General features: G+C 31.9%; 13 protein-coding genes, 1 pseudogene and 1 CRISPR repeat array. Of the genes and pseudogenes, 5 read left to right on the forward strand and 9 right to left on the reverse strand.

Features of this window, described 5'->3' with window-relative positions; genetic code table 11:
* Positions 1–128: 128 nt before the first annotated feature.
* The 5 genes and pseudogenes from FHQ18_RS12930 to FHQ18_RS00020 form a co-directional block, all read left to right on the forward strand.
* Positions 129–272 (forward strand): annotated as a pseudogene (locus FHQ18_RS12930) (type I-B CRISPR-associated endonuclease Cas1b); the annotation flags it as partial.
* Positions 235–555, forward strand: a complete 321-nt coding sequence (cas2, locus tag FHQ18_RS00005; RefSeq protein WP_149265118.1) for a CRISPR-associated endonuclease Cas2 — start codon at positions 235–237, stop codon at positions 553–555. The pseudogene FHQ18_RS12930 and the gene cas2, both read left to right, overlap by 38 nt.
* 101 nt (positions 556–656) lie before the next feature.
* A CRISPR array of direct repeats spans positions 657–1,662; the repeat unit is 29 nt; unit sequence GTTTTAGTAACCAATTATGGGATATAAAG.
* Between the two features lie 218 nt (positions 1,663–1,880).
* A complete protein-coding gene (locus FHQ18_RS00010) occupies positions 1,881–3,152 on the forward strand; it encodes a cytochrome ubiquinol oxidase subunit I (RefSeq protein ID WP_149265119.1) in 1,272 nt (423 codons plus the stop codon).
* Positions 3,153–3,163: 11 nt separating this feature from the next.
* Positions 3,164–4,243 carry a hypothetical protein gene (locus FHQ18_RS00015; RefSeq protein WP_149265120.1) on the forward strand — a complete coding sequence of 360 codons (1,080 nt, stop codon included), beginning with the start codon at positions 3,164–3,166 and terminating at the stop codon, positions 4,241–4,243.
* 150 nt (positions 4,244–4,393) lie between these two features.
* The gene (locus FHQ18_RS00020; protein ID WP_149265121.1) at positions 4,394–6,700 is read left to right on the forward strand and encodes a vitamin B12-dependent ribonucleotide reductase; all 2,307 of its coding nucleotides are present in this window, start codon (positions 4,394–4,396) and stop codon (positions 6,698–6,700) included.
* A 708-nt stretch (positions 6,701–7,408) separates the two neighbouring features.
* Here the strand turns inward: FHQ18_RS00020 and FHQ18_RS00025 are convergent.
* The 9 genes from FHQ18_RS00025 to FHQ18_RS00065 all read right to left on the reverse strand — a co-directional run bounded on the left by FHQ18_RS00025 (position 7,409) and on the right by FHQ18_RS00065 (position 17,278).
* A complete protein-coding gene (locus tag FHQ18_RS00025; protein WP_188020293.1) occupies positions 7,409–8,839 on the reverse strand; it encodes a sensor histidine kinase in 1,431 nt (476 codons plus the stop codon).
* Between the two features lie 92 nt (positions 8,840–8,931).
* Positions 8,932–10,140: a type II secretion system F family protein gene (locus FHQ18_RS00030; protein ID WP_149265123.1), complete on the reverse strand. Its 1,209-nt coding sequence runs from the start codon at positions 10,138–10,140 to the stop codon at positions 8,932–8,934.
* Between the two features lie 73 nt (positions 10,141–10,213).
* The gene (locus FHQ18_RS00035) at positions 10,214–11,302 is read right to left on the reverse strand and encodes a type IV pilus twitching motility protein PilT (protein WP_149265124.1); all 1,089 of its coding nucleotides are present in this window, start codon (positions 11,300–11,302) and stop codon (positions 10,214–10,216) included.
* Positions 11,303–11,315: 13 nt separating this feature from the next.
* Complete coding sequence (gene pilB / locus FHQ18_RS00040; protein WP_149265125.1) at positions 11,316–13,013, reverse strand: type IV-A pilus assembly ATPase PilB; 1,698 nt, start codon at positions 13,011–13,013, stop codon at positions 11,316–11,318.
* On the reverse strand, positions 13,014–13,817 hold the full coding sequence (gene aroE / locus FHQ18_RS00045; protein WP_149265126.1) for a shikimate dehydrogenase: 804 nt from the start codon (positions 13,815–13,817) through the stop codon (positions 13,014–13,016).
* Positions 13,807–14,454, reverse strand: a complete 648-nt coding sequence (locus FHQ18_RS00050) for a DUF502 domain-containing protein (protein WP_149265127.1) — start codon at positions 14,452–14,454, stop codon at positions 13,807–13,809. Before FHQ18_RS00050 ends, aroE begins: the two co-directional genes overlap by 11 nt.
* Before the next feature lie 23 nt (positions 14,455–14,477).
* The gene (gene upp, locus FHQ18_RS00055) at positions 14,478–15,113 is read right to left on the reverse strand and encodes a uracil phosphoribosyltransferase (protein ID WP_149265128.1); all 636 of its coding nucleotides are present in this window, start codon (positions 15,111–15,113) and stop codon (positions 14,478–14,480) included.
* Positions 15,113–16,342, reverse strand: a complete 1,230-nt coding sequence (locus FHQ18_RS00060; protein ID WP_149265129.1) for a uracil-xanthine permease family protein — start codon at positions 16,340–16,342, stop codon at positions 15,113–15,115. The genes upp and FHQ18_RS00060 overlap by 1 nt, the downstream gene beginning before the upstream one ends.
* A gap of 9 nt (positions 16,343–16,351) precedes the next feature.
* Positions 16,352–17,278: a 3'-5' exoribonuclease YhaM family protein gene (locus FHQ18_RS00065; RefSeq protein ID WP_149265130.1), complete on the reverse strand. Its 927-nt coding sequence runs from the start codon at positions 17,276–17,278 to the stop codon at positions 16,352–16,354.
* Positions 17,279–17,281 lie beyond the last annotated feature (3 nt).

Here is a 17,281-nt window from a genome sequence, read left to right on the forward strand (position 1 = left end):
GGGGAGTTTAGAGGTTAGTTTCGCTTAACTCAAGGTGTCCGAATAGTAGCGCTATGGTGTCCGAATGTTTCCGATACGGTGTCCGAATAAAAACGATATCACTGTCCGAATGTCAGCGATACAGGCAAGAAGATAAGTTAAACACAACGATAACGCATAAGCAATTGAAAAGAAAAGTTAGTTTTAGAAAGCTGATAAAACTGGAACTATACAAATTGATAAAACATTTGCTTGGTGAACAAAAATATAAAAGTTTTAGGATATGGTGGTAATATGTATGTGGTAGCTGTGTATGACATTTCAACAATCACATCAGAAGGTCAAAAACGGCTTACTAAAATTATGAAGCTTTTTAGGCAATATCTTCATCATACTCAAAAATCGGTATTTGAAGGGGAATTGAGCGAAGCAAAATTTTTTGCATTGAAAAAGGCTGCTAATAGATTAATAAACCATGAAACGGATTATGTTGTATTTTATAAAATTGCTAACAAAAATAATATAGAAAGGGAAACTGTTGGCATAGATTTTGATCCAACTGACAATTTGATATAAAATGCACTACTGGAGGTTCGAGAATTTTTTGCATGTTGTTTGACAGGTGAATAACTGTAAGTGATAGGTAAATAACAATTTTTTTGTTCTATATATAATGGGTTTTAGTAACCAATTATGGGATATAAAGAAATTTATATTTGACCCTTATTACTTTGGAGACCCTGTTTTAGTAACCAATTATGGGATATAAAGTTGGATTTTGTTTAAATAAAGATGTGAGGAGTGAAGGTTTTAGTAACCAATTATGGGATATAAAGTTGGAAGCCTCAGCACTTTTGATGCCGAAATAAGCAGTTTTAGTAACCAATTATGGGATATAAAGCAACCAACTTGGTTTTGCAGGAAATACTACTAAATCGTTTTAGTAACCAATTATGGGATATAAAGGATGAATGTCCTCTTCCAGACAAAATGAGAGGTGTAGGTTTTAGTAACCAATTATGGGATATAAAGTCAAAATGGCTGACAAAAGGACAAGATTGTGACCTAGTTTTAGTAACCAATTATGGGATATAAAGCAAAACTATCAATCCTAATCTCACAATCAGCCAGTTGTTTTAGTAACCAATTATGGGATATAAAGGTGTGGCTGTTTGCTGCACTGGTGCATGAGTTTCACGTTTTAGTAACCAATTATGGGATATAAAGTGCGGTGGCTTTAGTATAGCTGGCACAAAAGGCAAAGTTTTAGTAACCAATTATGGGATATAAAGGAAGATGCGGAAAACTACAATGTTGATAAAGAGAGCGTTTTAGTAACCAATTATGGGATATAAAGAATATCATAGAATTACTTTTTTCAAATAAGATTGAGGTTTTAGTAACCAATTATGGGATATAAAGTAATCGCACTAATTCGCTTTTCGGTATCATCCACGAGTTTTAGTAACCAATTATGGGATATAAAGCAACTGCTCTTGAGCACTCAAGTTCAAATACCGCAGGTTTTAGTAACCAATTATGGGATATAAAGAATCCTGACCCTGTTTTAAAAAAGCAGGGTAAAGACAGTTTTAGTAACCAATTATGGGATATAAAGCACTCTGCCAGTTGTGCAGGGTGCAGGATGCGATGAGTTTTAGTAACCAATTATGGGATATAAAGCTCGGATATTGTCAATTTTGGCGGCGGCTTTGCAGCGTTTTAGTAACCAATTATGGGAACAGTATAATTCTTAAAACACAACAAGTTAACTAAAACATAAAAATTTAGCCATAATTATAAAATTCAGACTGTCTGTTTTATAATCATTCTATATTAATTTAATTTTTCAATTATATTTGTTATAATAAAAGTGTCTAAGATTTTATTGGAGGTGGTTTATGGATTATCCCCTTTGGCTGGCTAATAGTGACATTTCTGGAGCCTTAGTCATTGCCCTTGTTTCAATATTTCATGTTTTTATTTCGCATTTTGCTGTAGGTATGGGATTATTTTTAGTATTAGCTGAAAAAAAAGCTTTAAAAGAGCAGAATGAAGAGCTAAAAATTTTCGTAAAAAAAACTAGCGCACTTGTTTTACTGATTTCTGCTGTTTTAGGAGCACTGACAGGTGTTGGTATCTGGTTTACTATTGCTTTGGTCTCCCCTGCAGGAACATCTGCCTTAATCCATAATTTCGTTTGGGGATGGGCTGCAGAATGGGTTTTCTTTGTTTTAGAAATAGTTACCATCCTTGTTTACTATTATACCTGGAATAAAGTATCAGATAAATATCATGTTTTATTAGGTTGGCTCTACTTTGTTGGAGCTTATATGAGTCTGGTAATTATTGTAGGGATTATTACTTTCCAACTTACACCTGGCAAATGGATTGAAACTCACAGTTTCTGGGATGGATTTTTAAATCCAACTTATATCCCTTCTATTGTAGGTAGAACGGGAATTGCACTTTTGCTTGCAGGAATCTATGCGATGATAACCCTCTCTTTAATGAAAAATAGTGAAGTGAAAAAAAACGCATCACGATTTTCAGGTTATTTTGTATTGGCAGGTATAATTTTAACTTTTGTAGGTATGACATGGTGGGTATTTGCTATACCTGCTGATATAAGAGAGCAGTTTTTGGGTGGAAACATGACATTAACCAATTTCTTTAAATATTCCGGTTATATAACCGCTATTATGGGATTTTTGACACTATTATTTATGTTTGTTCTGCCACGTTATATAAATATTGCCATAACATTGATTATTTTAATTTTGGGACAAATTAGCTTTGGTTATTACGAATTCACAAGAGAAAGAGCAAGAAAGCCTTTTGTAATTAGAGATTATATGTATTCCAATGGAATTTTGGTTTCTGAAGTAGAAAAACTCAATGAAGAAGGGATTCTATCAAAAGCAAAATGGGCAAATATTGAAAATGAAAAAGATGTTATGAAAATCGGAAGAGCTGTCTTTGTGGCAGAATGCAAAATTTGTCACTCATTAAACGGTTTTAATGCACTCAGACCGAAAATAGAAGGTTTAGAAGCTGAAGACATAGATGCTATGCTTATGGATCTGGATTCCAATCCCCTTATGCCTCCTTTTGTAGGAACAGATGCGGAAAGAGAAGCCCTGGCAAAATATTTAGCTAAAATAGCTCAATAAAGGAGGAGGTTATGAATAGTATTTTAAATTATATACCTGCACCAGATGTATTACCATTGCCAAGTCATCCGTATATTTTTATATTTTTCTTGGTCGTAACCTTATTTATCCATTTTTTATTTATGAATTTAACCTTAGGTGGGAGTGTAATGCTTATCATTGCCAAATATTTTGCAAAAGTTAAAGGAAATAATAATTATAACAGAATAGCTGAAGAAATTGGCTGGCTCAATACTTTCAATATTTCTTTAACAGTAACAACAGGTGTGGCTCCATTATTATTCCTTCAAGTGCTTTACGGCCAATTTTTTTATACAGCTTCAGTGTTGTTGTCTTGGAAATGGCTATTTGTTTTATTGGCAATTATTTTTGCTTATTACTTCTACTATCTTTACAAATTTAAACCGTTATATATCAAATTTACTGGAGGAAAAGGATTTATCTTTATAGTTTTAGCCACAATACTTTTTCTTTATGTAGCTTTAATGCTTGTAACAAACACACTGGTTTCAATGCAACCTGAATTATGGAAAGATATGTATTTAGGAAAAGTATCTGTTTTTTCAGCTAAAACACTTGTATTGAGATTTTTTCATTTCCTTTTTGCAGCCATTGCATTCAGCGGCGCTTTTTATATGCTCTATGCAAGAATAAGAAAAAGCTATGATAAGGAATTATCTGATACGATGTACAATTTAGGAAAATATACCTTTCTAATCCCTACTCTTACCCAACTTATTATTGGAACATGGTTTTTGCTGTCTCATCCGGTAAACTATTATGTCAATATCTTGACAATGGTATTTTTGACCATGGGAATTGTAATGGCGTTTATTCCGGTATTTTTCATTCTTACTAAAAAAGAGAATGAAAAAATGGTTTTTGGATTTACATTTCTATCAGTATTTTTTATGGTTTCGGTTAGAAGGTTCATTGAAATTGGTTACTTCTCAAAATATTTTAACCCATCATATTTAGAAGTTAAACCACAATGGAGTATCTTTATTATTTTTCTAATACTTTTTGTTGCTTTACTGATTACACTCTATTATTTATTTATTAAATTAAAGTATGAGCTTGTCAAAAAATAGGTTATTCTCTTTATGGGGGAATAACCCCCTTTTATTTTTAACTCTATTAAAAAAAATAAATACCTCTTGAGAAATTTTACCTTTTATACTACAATTTATCGAACGTTATTTTTTAATTTTATCAATAAGTTATAAAATCGGAGGAGATTAATGTTTTCTGAAAATATTTTAGAGTTGTTAGGTGAAGAGCCAAAACTTTCTGCAAATGCGTTGACCGTTTTAAGAAAAAGATATTTAAAAAAAGATGAAAAAGGGAATGTAATAGAAACACCCAAAGGGATGTTTCAACGCGTTGCAATGAATATTGCCAAGGCCGATTTAAATTATGATAAAAAAGCAGATTTAGATGCCACTGCAAAAAAGTTTTTCGATGTTATGGTATCTTTGAAATTTTTGCCAAATTCACCTACTTTGATGAATGCAGGAAAAGAACTGCAGCAGCTTTCTGCATGTTTTGTTCTACCTGTGGAAGATTCTTTGGATAAAATTTTTGATGCTGTAAAATATACAGCACTAATTCATAAATCAGGTGGTGGAACAGGTTTTTCATTCTCAAGATTAAGACCTAAGGATGATGTGGTAAAAACAACGAAGGGAGTTTCTAGTGGTCCTGTTTCTTTTATGACGGTTTTTGATTCTGCAACTGAAACAATCAAACAGGGTGGTACAAGACGTGGTGCCAACATGGGTATCTTGAGAGTAGATCACCCAGACATAATGGAGTTTATTTACGCCAAAAAAGATAAAACCAAACTAACAAATTTTAATTTATCTGTGGCCGTAACAGAAAAATTTATGGAAGCTGTTTTAAAAAATGAAGAATATCCTCTTATCAATCCAAAAAGTGGTAAGGTTGTCAAAAAACTGAATGCTAAAGATGTCTTTGATCAAATGGTAAAACTAGCCTGGGAAGGTGGTGACCCTGGGATCATTTTTATAGATAGAATTAACAGGGATAACCCTACTCCAAAAGAAGGTGAAATAGAAAGTACAAATCCATGTGGAGAACAGCCATTATTACCATATGAATCATGTAATTTAGGTTCTATAAATCTAGGTAAGTTTGTAAAAAACAAGAAAATTTTGTGGAACGAATTGAAGGATGTAATACATACTGCTGTACATTTTCTGGACAATGTAATTGATATGAACAACTACCCTATTCCTCAAATTGAAGAAATGACTAAAAAGAACAGAAAAATAGGCTTAGGGATTATGGGTTGGGCAGATATGCTTGCCCTTCTTGAAATACCATACAACAGCGAAGAAGCGATAAGTCTAGCCGAAAAAGTTATGTCTTTTATAAGAGAAGAAGGCAGAAAAGCCTCTATGAAGTTAGCAGAAAAAAGAGGTAGCTTTCCAAACTTTGAAGATAGCATCTATCCTGAAATGGGATTCAAAATGATGAGAAATGCTACAGTTACTACTATAGCTCCAACGGGTACAATCTCCATTATAGCAGGATGTTCATCAGGAATTGAGCCTTATTTTGCCATAGCTTTTTATAGAAATGTTTTGGATAATGATAAATTAGTTGAGGTTAACCCTATTTTTAAAGAAATTGCAAAAAGAGAAGGTTTTTATTCAGATGAATTAATGGAAAAAATTGCAGAACAAGGCCATTTAGAGAACTTAGATGAAGTTCCCGAAAAATGGAAAAAAGTTTTTGTAACAGCTCATGAAACTTCACCCATTTGGCATGTAAAAATGCAAGCAGCTTTTCAAAAATATACTGACAATGCTGTGAGTAAAACAGTTAATTTTCCAAAAGAAGCTACTGTTGAAGATGTAAGAGAGGTATATCTCCTTGCTTATAAATTAGGATGTAAAGGTATAACAATTTATAGAGATGGTAGTAGAGAACAGCAAGTTATAAATATAGGGACAATAGAGAAAAAAGAAGAGCAGGAAACTATAGAAATTAAAGGACAGTTTAAACCTCGTCCAAGGCCTAAGGTACTTGTAGGAAAAACCATTGAAATGATGACCGGTTGTGGCAAACTCTATGTTACAATCAATCAAGATGAAAATGGTGAACCATTTGAAGTGTTCACAAGCATGGGTAAAGCTGGAGGATGTGCGCAGAGTCAATGTGAAGCAATTGGTAGGCTCATATCATTAGTTTTAAGAAGTGGCGGTGAACCAGAAAATATTATAAAACAGTTGAAAGGAATCTCATGTCATATGAGATATGGTTTTGGACCAAATCAGGTGTTAAGTTGTGCAGATGCAGTTGGAAAAGCTATTGAGCAGGCACTAAATATGCCAACTGAAATAAAAGTCATAAAACAAGAAGAAATCACCGTTGATAAATTATTAAAAGAATTTGAAGGAAATACTGAAAAATCAGAAAAAGCTACTCCAAGAAATGGTGCTTGCCCAGAATGTGGTGGAATATTAAATTATGTAGAAGGTTGTGATGTTTGTTATTCCTGTGGTTATTCACATTGTAGTTAATTGCCACTGAAAAAGTGGCAACTAATTGATAATAAGAAAGAATTTTTTAATTTTTAAAACATTATCTCCCAGTTTTTACGTAAATTTTACTAAAAATTGAGGGATAATAGTGGAAACAGGGGGGTCTAAAGGGGCTTTGCCCCTTTAAGCATTTCCTGCAAAGGAAATGAGTTAACTAATTGAGAGCTATTCCTTATTTTGGGGGTTATAAAGGGGGTTACCCCCTTTAAGTAATTCTTACGCAAGCAAGAATACTTCATATATCTACATTGTCGACTTTTTCAGCAGACATTATTTATGAAATAGAAAAGGAGATGGGGAAAGTTCAAGGTTCAACACGTGTAATAATACCGTACGTATTGTAATTTCTGAACAATATAACTTGAGTTGTGCGTGGTCAATATATTATACAAATGCTTTATTACACGTGTTCAAAGTTCAACCCGTGGAATACTAAAGTGCAAATTTTAGCTTACAAGTAATGAACCTTATACTTATATCTCAAAAAACATATGCAAAAACCTTATTCCACGGGTTCAATGTTAAAGTTGAGGCTAAGACTTTCTATGAATAGTGGATAGTGAAGTGTAAATTAATATCACTCACTATCCACTATTTACTGCCTTTTGCCATTTGAGCAAAGTGAACAATTTCAAAGTTATCATTAAATTACATATTGTAAAAATATAAATGTGCAACACCGTTTTTTTATTTAAAGATAAAATCCATTTGGAAGCCATTGACTTCTTTATTAGAATACAGCTTGTAAATTATACTATTTTTATCACAAATTAATTTAATGATATATAATCCTAACCCGCTTCCTTTACTTTTTGTAGAATAAAAAGGCTTCATTACATCTTTTATAATTTCACTTGAAATTCCAGGTCCGTTATCACTATAGGAAAATATCTTTTTACCGTCCTTGATATAAGTAGTTATTGTTATGTGAACATCATTTTTCGCCTCATAACTATTGATAATAAGGTTCCATATTATCTGTCTTAACTCTATATCAGAAATTAAAATCTCAAAGTCATCAATAACATTCAAATTAATCTTCAACTCTTCATATAGATCATATATTTTAAAATAATCCACGAAATCATTAAAAAACTCGCTGATTTTTATTAAATCTTTATTCTTTTTTGCAGGTCTGCTTACATAAAGTAAATTATTAAGAATCATATCAAGTCTGTTAATTTCTCTTTCCACAATATTTATCAATTTATCAGCCTTAAACTGTTTTTTTAATATCTGAATACTCCCTTTTATTGCACCCAGAGGATTTTTGATTTCATGAGCAATGATTGTGGCAAATTGACCTAAATTTGCTAATTTTTGTTTTTTTTGTAACTCTATTTTTAATAACTCTTTCTCAGTTACATCTTGAAAAATTAAAAGTTTACCAACCTTTTTATTTGACTCATCTATAAAATCTTGTAACTTATAACCTATAAATTTGTCATTGTATTTTATAATATTTTCATCTCCTTTCAAAACTAATCCGATATCTTTTAATGTTCTATCTAATAAACTATTCATTTTAAGATTTAAAATTTTTTTACCCGCATCATTACATGAAAGAATATTTCCTGTTTTATCTATGAGCATTATTCCAATCCCTATGTTTTTTACAATCAACTGTTGAATATTTTGTAGGTTTTTTAATTCTTGGACTCTTTTTTGATAGTTATAATTAAGATATGATGACAATGCATATATCAAGATGAAAGCAAATAAATATTGAAACTGATTCGTAAGATAAGTTATATTGATGTTCTCACTTTTTTTAAAAACAATAAATAATATTAGAGTAGCAAATAAAAATTGTATTAAACCAACCAGTCCCCCTTTAAAACCTTTTACAAATGACAAATACCCAACAACAAATGCAAAAAATATAATATAAGGGCTATCTAAAAAATTAGTTCTGTACATTAAATATGTTATTATTATGGTATCGAAAAATGATTGAATATACAGAATAATCGTGTCATGAATGAAAGTGTTTGCAATAAAAATAATTGTTGAAAAAAAACCAATAACTACTGCTAAAAAAATCAATTCATTTATAAGTTCAGTTTTATTAATATTTGTAAGATATATAAATAAAAAAATTAAATAAAAAAAAAGCAATCTGATTAATAAAATTATATTATTAATAATTTTCAAATTAAAAATATTTTTATTTTTAATTGAACCTGAGACACGTAATTTGTTTTGGTATTTCATCCAACCACAGTGCCAAGTTTAAATATTGGCAGATACATTGCAATAATAACAAAACCAACTGCGCCACCCACAAAAATCATTAACATCGGTTCTATCATCTTTGTAAGCCCCTCAACTGCTCTATCAACTTCATCATCATAAAAATCTGCAATTTTCGTAAGCATTTTATCAAGAGCACCAGTTTCTTCTCCAACAGCGATCATTTGAGTTACCATTGGTGGAAATATTCCTGCTTTTTCAAGTGGTTGCACAACAGTTTTACCAGCCTCAATATCACCTCTACTCTTTTTCAGATGTTTTTCTATTACTTTGTTACCACTTGTTTTTGCAACAATATCTAAAGCTTCGAGAATGGCCACACCACTACTTAGTAGAGTACCGAAAGTTCTTGCAAATTTTGAGATCGCCACTTTTTTTATTAAATCACCTATTTTAGGCGTTTTTAACAATAAATTATCCAAAAAATATCTGCCTCTTTCAGATTTTTTATAAACTAGTCTAATTGTAATGAAAGAAGCAATTATTCCTCCAAATATTAAACCACCACCATACCAACTAGACAAAAAATCACTCAAAGCAATCGTAAATTGAGTTAATGCAGGTAATGTCCCACCAAACCCCTCATACATTTCTTTAAACTTTGGAATAATAAATACCATTAACCCCCATACAACAACAACTGCTACAAAAAGAACGATAGAAGGATACATCATAGCTGATTTTACTTTTCTCTTTAATGATATGGCCTTTTCCATATACTGAGATAATCTTTCTAAAATATCATCTAATAAACCACCAGCCTCACCAGCAGCAATCATGTTTATATATAAATCACCAAAAATGTTTCTGTGTTTTTCTAAAGCTTTACTAAAAGATAACCCCTGCTCTATATCCTCTTTAATATCAGTGTATATTTTTCTCAGTTTTTTCTTTGGAGCTTGTGCAGAAATGATATCCAAAGCTCTTACAATGGGAAGTCCAGCATTAATCATTGTGGCAAGCTGCCTAGTTGCAATAACAATATCCATGTCATTAATTCTCTCACCAAAAGATAACTCTATATGTTTCCAATCCATTTTTATTTCATGAACTTCTATTCTTCTTGATTTTAAAGACTGCATAGCTTCAGCTTTATTTTTTGCCTCTATAACCCCAGAAATAGGTTTACCAACACTATCTTTTCCCTTATAAATAAATCTGGCCATTATTTATCCTCCTAAAAAACTAACAAAACATAATTTAATCCAAGATTTCTCACTCATCATTCAAACATTCCTATTAAAACCTACCTCTCTTTCTTAGTCCCCCCTGCTCAATCATATTCCTTACTTCATCTGGATAAACAGCTCGGTTTATAGCATCTTCATATGTAATTAACCCTTTACGATATAACTCATATAATGATTGACTCATTGTAATCATTCCATGTTCTTCTTGACCGGTTTGCATCATCGAATAAACTTGATGAAGTTTATCTTCTCTAATTAAATTTCTTATAGCAGGATTTGGCATAAGAACTTCGCATGCCAAAACCCTACCTTTTCCATCAGCCCTTTGTATAAGCTGCTGACATATAACTCCCTCTAAAACAAATGATAACTGAGCACGTATTTGTGGCTGTTGATGAGGAGGGAATACATCAATAATTCTATTAATAGTTTGAACGGCACTATTTGTATGCAGAGTTCCAAATGTCAAATGTCCAGTCTCTGAAACTGTTAAAGCAGCCTCTATAGTTTCCAAATCTCTCATTTCACCAATAAGTACTACATCAGGATCCTGTCTCAAAATGTATTTTAATGCAGTTATAAATGACTTAGTATCCGCATGCACCTCTCTTTGATTAACAATGGCTTCTTTATGTGGATGCAAATATTCAATAGGATCCTCTATGGTGACAATATGAACTTTTTTCTCAGTGTTTATCTTATCTATCATTGCGGCAAGAGTTGTTGATTTACCACTTCCTGTAGGACCTGTTACTAATACTAATCCTCTTGGTTTATCACATAATGATTTTACAATACTAGGTAAACCAAGTTCTTCAAAACTCATTACCTGGTATGGAATTCTTCTAAACGCTGCAGCTACCGCACCTCTCTGCATAAAAACATTAGCCCTAAATCGGCTTACCCCTTTTATTCCAAATGAAAAATCAAGCTCCCATTCTTGCTCAAATCTTTTCTTTTGCGCTTCAGTCAAAATACTGTAACACATCTGTTTAGTCATCGAAGGGGTTAAAGGCTCTCCTTCAATTTTCATTAATTCTCCATTAATTCTATACACAGGTTGAGTGCCAACCGTTAAATGTAAGTCACTGGCATTTAATTCAATCATTTTTTGTAACAATTCTTGCAATGAATACATGGTAACCTCCTAATCAGTCAGCAAATGTTACTCTAACAACTTCTTCTATTGTAGTGATACCTTTTTTAACTTTTTCAAGTCCACTTCTACGTAATGTCATCATACCTTCTTCAACAGCCATCTTTTTTATTTCAGTAGCATTTGCGCCTCTTAAAATTAATTCTCTTATGTTTTCGCTTAATTCCATAACTTCATAAAGAGCAACCCTACCCTTATAGCCTGTTCCACTGCAGTTTTCACAACCTTTACCTTTCATAATCTTAAATGTTCCAATCTCATCCTTCCTAAATCCTACTGAAAGTAATGCTTCTTTTGGTAGCTTTATTTCTTCCTTACAGTTTGGACATATTTTTCTAGCAAGCCTTTGTGCTAAAATCAGTATAGTGGATGAGGCCACTAAAAATGGTTCAATACCCATATTTAAAAGCCTGTTCACAGTACTTGGTGCATCATTTGTGTGCAAAGTAGATAATACCAAATGACCTGTTAAAGCTGCTTTAATAGCAATTTCAGCAGTTTCATAATCCCTAATCTCACCAACCATAATTATATCAGGGTCTTGTCTTAAAAAGCTTCTCAGAGCAGCAGCAAAATTTAAACCAATATCCTCTTTCATTTGAACTTGATTAATACCAAATAGGTTGTATTCTACAGGATCTTCAGCAGTCATTATATTTACTTCTTCCTTATTTAACCTGTTTAAAGCAGAATATAATGTCGTTGATTTACCACTACCTGTAGGTCCAGTAACCAATACCATTCCATAAGGGCTTTCTATTGCCTTTAAAAATCTTTTTAATGAAACTTCCTCAAATCCCAACTTTTCCAAGTCAAGCTGCAAACTAGATTTGTCAAGTATCCTTAAAACAACCTTTTCACCGTAAAGAACAGGCAAAGTTGATACCCTCATATCAATGGATCGCCCCTGCAATCTCATCTTAATTCTGCCGTCTTGAGGCAGCCTTTTTTCTGCTATATCGAGATTTGCAAGAATTTTTAAACGAGAAGTAACCGCATCTTTTATTTTTCTAGGAGGTCTGATTAATTCATGCATTACACCATCAACTCTTAACCTTATTCTAAACTCTCTTTCATAAGGCTCAACATGTATATCAGATGCACCTCTTTTTACAGCTTCATTTAAAATATAATTAACTAGTTTAACAACAGGAGTTTCATCTACTTCTCTTCTTAGAGCTTCTGTGGACTTCTCATCCTCTTCAACTTCCTCAAACTCAAGCTCTTCAAGATCCATCTCTTCAAATTCAGCTAACACACTTGTTTCAGCATCAACATGTTTTTCCAAGAAATCTCTAATCGCTGATTCCACAGCCACATAAGGTTTTATATTAAAACCTGTTAAAAATCGTAACTCTTCCAACGCATATACATTCGATGGATCTGCTATTGCTACTTTCAAAGTTTGTCCTTCTCTATCAATAGGAACAACAAGAAATTTATGCATTAAATCTTGCGGAATTAAACTTAAAATCTTATCATCAATATGAGTATCCCTTAAATCTACAAAGGGAACACCGTATTGTTTACTTAAAAACTCAGCGATTTTTTTCTCATCCACATAACCTAATTTAATCAATATACTACCTAATCGCCCTCCCTCTTTTTTTTGAATTTCTAATGCTTTTTCTAATTGCTCTTGTGTAATTAAATTTTCACTGAGTAGTAATGCACCAATTTTTACTGAAACCATTTATCCCCTCATCTGTTTTATGATTTTTGTCAAATCAAATTGTAATGAAATACTATTCCATATCTCAAATGATTTATAAGCTTGATAAATCAACATTATCTTACCATCACAAAACTGTTCAACATTAATTTGTGATAAAAAAGGTGTTTTTGACTCTAATTTGTATTGCATATCAAAAACAAACTCCTTAGCCTCAATATTCATTTTGCAAAACCATCCACCTTCCAAGCCAATAGAGGTAGTATTTATAATTATATCATAAATTTCATTTTTTCCCAAATATTCTAGAGGAAAAGCTCTTGTTTTTTTTAACTTAAATTTTTCAATCAAATTTTCTGCTTTACTAACAGTTCTATTGACAATATCTAACTTAGAATAACTAAAATTTTTTATATATTGAATAAGCGGTTTTGTAGCACCACCACTGCCTATTACTAATATATCTTTATAATTAAGATTAACATTATATTTTTCAAATGTTATTTTTATTCCATAAATATCTGTATTAAAACCAACTAGTTTACCATTTATGTTTTTAACACAATTAACTGCGCCAATATTTCCAGCTTCGATATCTATCTCATCCAAGTATTTGATAATTTTCTCTTTATAAGGAACAGTAATATTAAAACCATCAAAATTATTTCTAAGTAAGTCAATATACTTTTCAAACTCATTTTCAACTATATCAAAACACACATAACCAGCATTAAGTTTTGCATGAAAAATAAAATAATTATGAATTATTGGAGATAACGAATGATTAACAGGATGACCAATTAAACAGTAATTTTTAGGACTCATCCTTATCTTTTATCATATCAGGACTAACAAGACCAGCAGAAATTACAAATTTGATACTATCTTCAATTGTTATATTCAACTCAATTACATCCTTTTTTGGCACAATAAGAATAAAACCTGATGTTGGATTTGGTGTGGTTGGAATAAAAATATTATAGCATTCATCATTTACAAGATTGTTAAAAAAATCTGAAGTATCTTTTGTCACAAAACCTAAACTATAAATCCCTTTTCGAGGATATTCCAATAACACTACTTTCTTAAAGTTTGCACCCTTAGATGTCTGAAAAGCATCAATGATCTGTTTTGTAGATGTATAGATGGTTTTAACAAATGGTATATTTTTAAATGTCTTGTCAAGCAAATAAAGGAATTTACTTCCCAAGTAATTTTTTGTGAATAATCCTATTAAAAATATAATCAACATCATCAAAACAAACGATATTAAACGTAACCATGATTCAGCCACATTAAATTGTAAAGGAATATAACGAACCCCTATCCGGAGATAGGGGATCAAAAAACCTGAGAACTTATTAAAAACAAAACTTAAAAAGAAATATGTCACTATTATAGGCAGAACAGTAAAAATCCCTGCAATAAAAGTATTACGCAAATAATTCTTAAATCTTTTCATAAGATTTTGTTCCTAAATAATTATTATTTTGTCCCAAATAACCTATCCCCTGCATCACCTAAACCAGGCACGATGTATTTTTTTTCATTTAATCTTTCATCTAAAGCTGCAGTATAGATTTTTATATCTGGATGAGCCTTTGTAAATGCCTCAACACCTTCAGGAGCAGCTATCAAACACATAAACTTAATATTCCTAACACCACTCTCTTTTAAAATTCTTGCAGCCTCTATAGCTGAGCCTCCAGTAGCTAACATAGGATCTATCAATATAAAATCTCTGTCCTCACAATCAGTTGGTATTTTAAAATAATAAGTAATAGGCTTAACAGTTTTAGGATCACGATAAATACCAATATGCCCTACTCTTGCTGATGGCATTAACTTCAAAATACCATCCACCATTCCTAAACCAGCTCTCAAGATTGGCACCAAAACAACTTTTTTGCCAGATACAACCCAAGATTTAGTTTTACAAACAGGAGTCTCAATTTCCACTTCTTCTATTGGAAAATCCTTTGTAATTTCATAAGCCATCAGCATAGCTATTTCATCTACAAGTTCTTTAAACTCTTTCTTTGGAGTATTTTTGTCTCTAACATATGTTAGTTTATGCTTAATTAAAGGATGATCTATTATAACAAGATTTTCAAATTTCATTATTTATCCTCCGGTAATACTGCATTTAAAATTATACCAACAATACCAGCAAGACCTATACCACCAAGACTTACTCTACCAACGGATATAACCATATCACCTATTCCAACTACCAAAACAACCGAAGCAATTACAAGGTTTCTAGATTTTGCCATATTTACATTGTTCCTAACAAGTGTTCCAACACCAATAGCTGCTATCATACCAAATAACAGTATTAAAATTCCACCCATAACAGGAACAGGAATTGTTTTCAATATGGCACCTAATTTTCCAAAAAACGATAATATAATAGCAGTAATAGATGCAATTGTCATATAAACAGGATTAAAAGCTCTTGTAAGTGCCACTGCACCAGTAACTTCAGAATAAGTAGTATTGGGCGGACCACCCAAAATCGCTGCAAAAGTCGTAGCCAATCCGTCCCCTGTTAATGTTCTATGCAAACCTGGTTCTTCTAAATAATTCTTCCCTGTAACTGATGAAATTGCAAGAACATCGCCCACATGTTCTATTGCAGGAGCAATAGCTACAGGAACTATATACATTATAGCAGAAATATCAAATTGAGGAAAAGCATAACTACCATTTTTTATAGCTTCCACCCAAGGAATACTGAACCATTTAGCATTGGTAACAGGATCAAAATTAACCACACCCATAATTAATGCAACGATATATCCTACAAAAATCCCAGTAAGTATTGGTATAAGACTTAAAATTCTCTTTCCATACATTACTACAAAAATGGCCGTAATCAGTGAAATCATAGATAAAAACATTGCTTTTGAGTCAAAGTTACCAGAACCATCAAAACTTTTTGCCATTTTTACAGCTACTGGAGCAAGTTTTAAACCAATAACCATGATAACTGGACCAGTCACAATTGGAGGTAAATACCTTTCAATAGCTTTGACCCCACCTTTTTTAACAAGATATGCAAACAACAAATATACTAGCCCTGCACATGCTAAACCACCTAGGGTTTTAGCTACACCAAAATGTTTCATTCCATACTGAATAGGTGCTATAAAAGCAAAAGAACTTGCTAAAAAAACAGGAACTTTTCTCTTTGTAATGAACTGAAATAAAAGAGTACCTGCTCCAGCAGTAAAAAGAGCAATGGATGGGTCAAGTCCAGTAAGTAATGGGACTAAAACTAGTGCACCAAATGCGACAAAAAGCATTTGCACACCGACAATTAGGGTCTTAAAGGCATTATTTTCCATTATACCTCCTTAAAAATTTGAATTATGATTAAAAAGTTGCCTTTCTAGCAATCTATCATAATTACTCCAACCTTCTTCCACATTTTCTTTGTTAAATATCGAAATAAATGTATTTAACTTTGCATCCATATCATCAATATAATGAAGTAAAAGAGCCTCAATTGTTTTCGGTTTTTTTGGAGAACCAAATTCCAAAATTCCATGATGACTTGCAATCATATGATTTATTAAATGCTTCAATCGCTTTGGAAATCCGTCAATGTTTTCTACGTATTTATTTACCAATTCAATACCTAACAGTAAATGTCCCAAAAGCTTTCCTTCATCTGAATAATCAAATGCATTTTCAATGGTAAGCTCAAATATCTTACCAATATCATGAAAAAGTGCACCGATGATAAGTAACTCTTTATCTACATGCTCTTTATAAAAATCACCCACTAAAACAGCAAGTTTAACCACCGATAATGTATGCTCAAGTAATCCACCAATGTAGGCATGATGTACATTTTTTGCAGCAGGCATCATTTTAAACTTTTCAATAATTTCAGAGTCAGAGAAGAATTCTTCAACCATTTTTATTAAGTACAAGTTAGTTAAGTTACTTAAAATCTTACTTTTCAACTCTTCTAGCATCTCATTAACGTTAAATTTTGTTTTAGGGAAAAAATCAAATCTATTCTCCCCTTCCACCAATGACATAGTGCTAATTTTAAATTGTGGCTGACCATTGTAATTTTGTATATTGGCAATCACTTCCACCACATTTCCTTTCTCAGGCTCAAAAGCTAGTTTATTACTATCAAACATGATACCATTAAAAGTATTCCCCTCTTTATCCATCAAAATAACTTTTATATAGGGTCTATTGTCTTTAGTTATGCTTTTTGTTATTTCAAAAATTAAATATTTTTTACCTTTTACTTTTAAATCCATAAA

It is taken from the genome of Deferribacter autotrophicus (assembly GCF_008362905.1).
GTDB classification, from domain to species: domain Bacteria; phylum Chrysiogenota; class Deferribacteres; order Deferribacterales; family Deferribacteraceae; genus Deferribacter; species Deferribacter autotrophicus.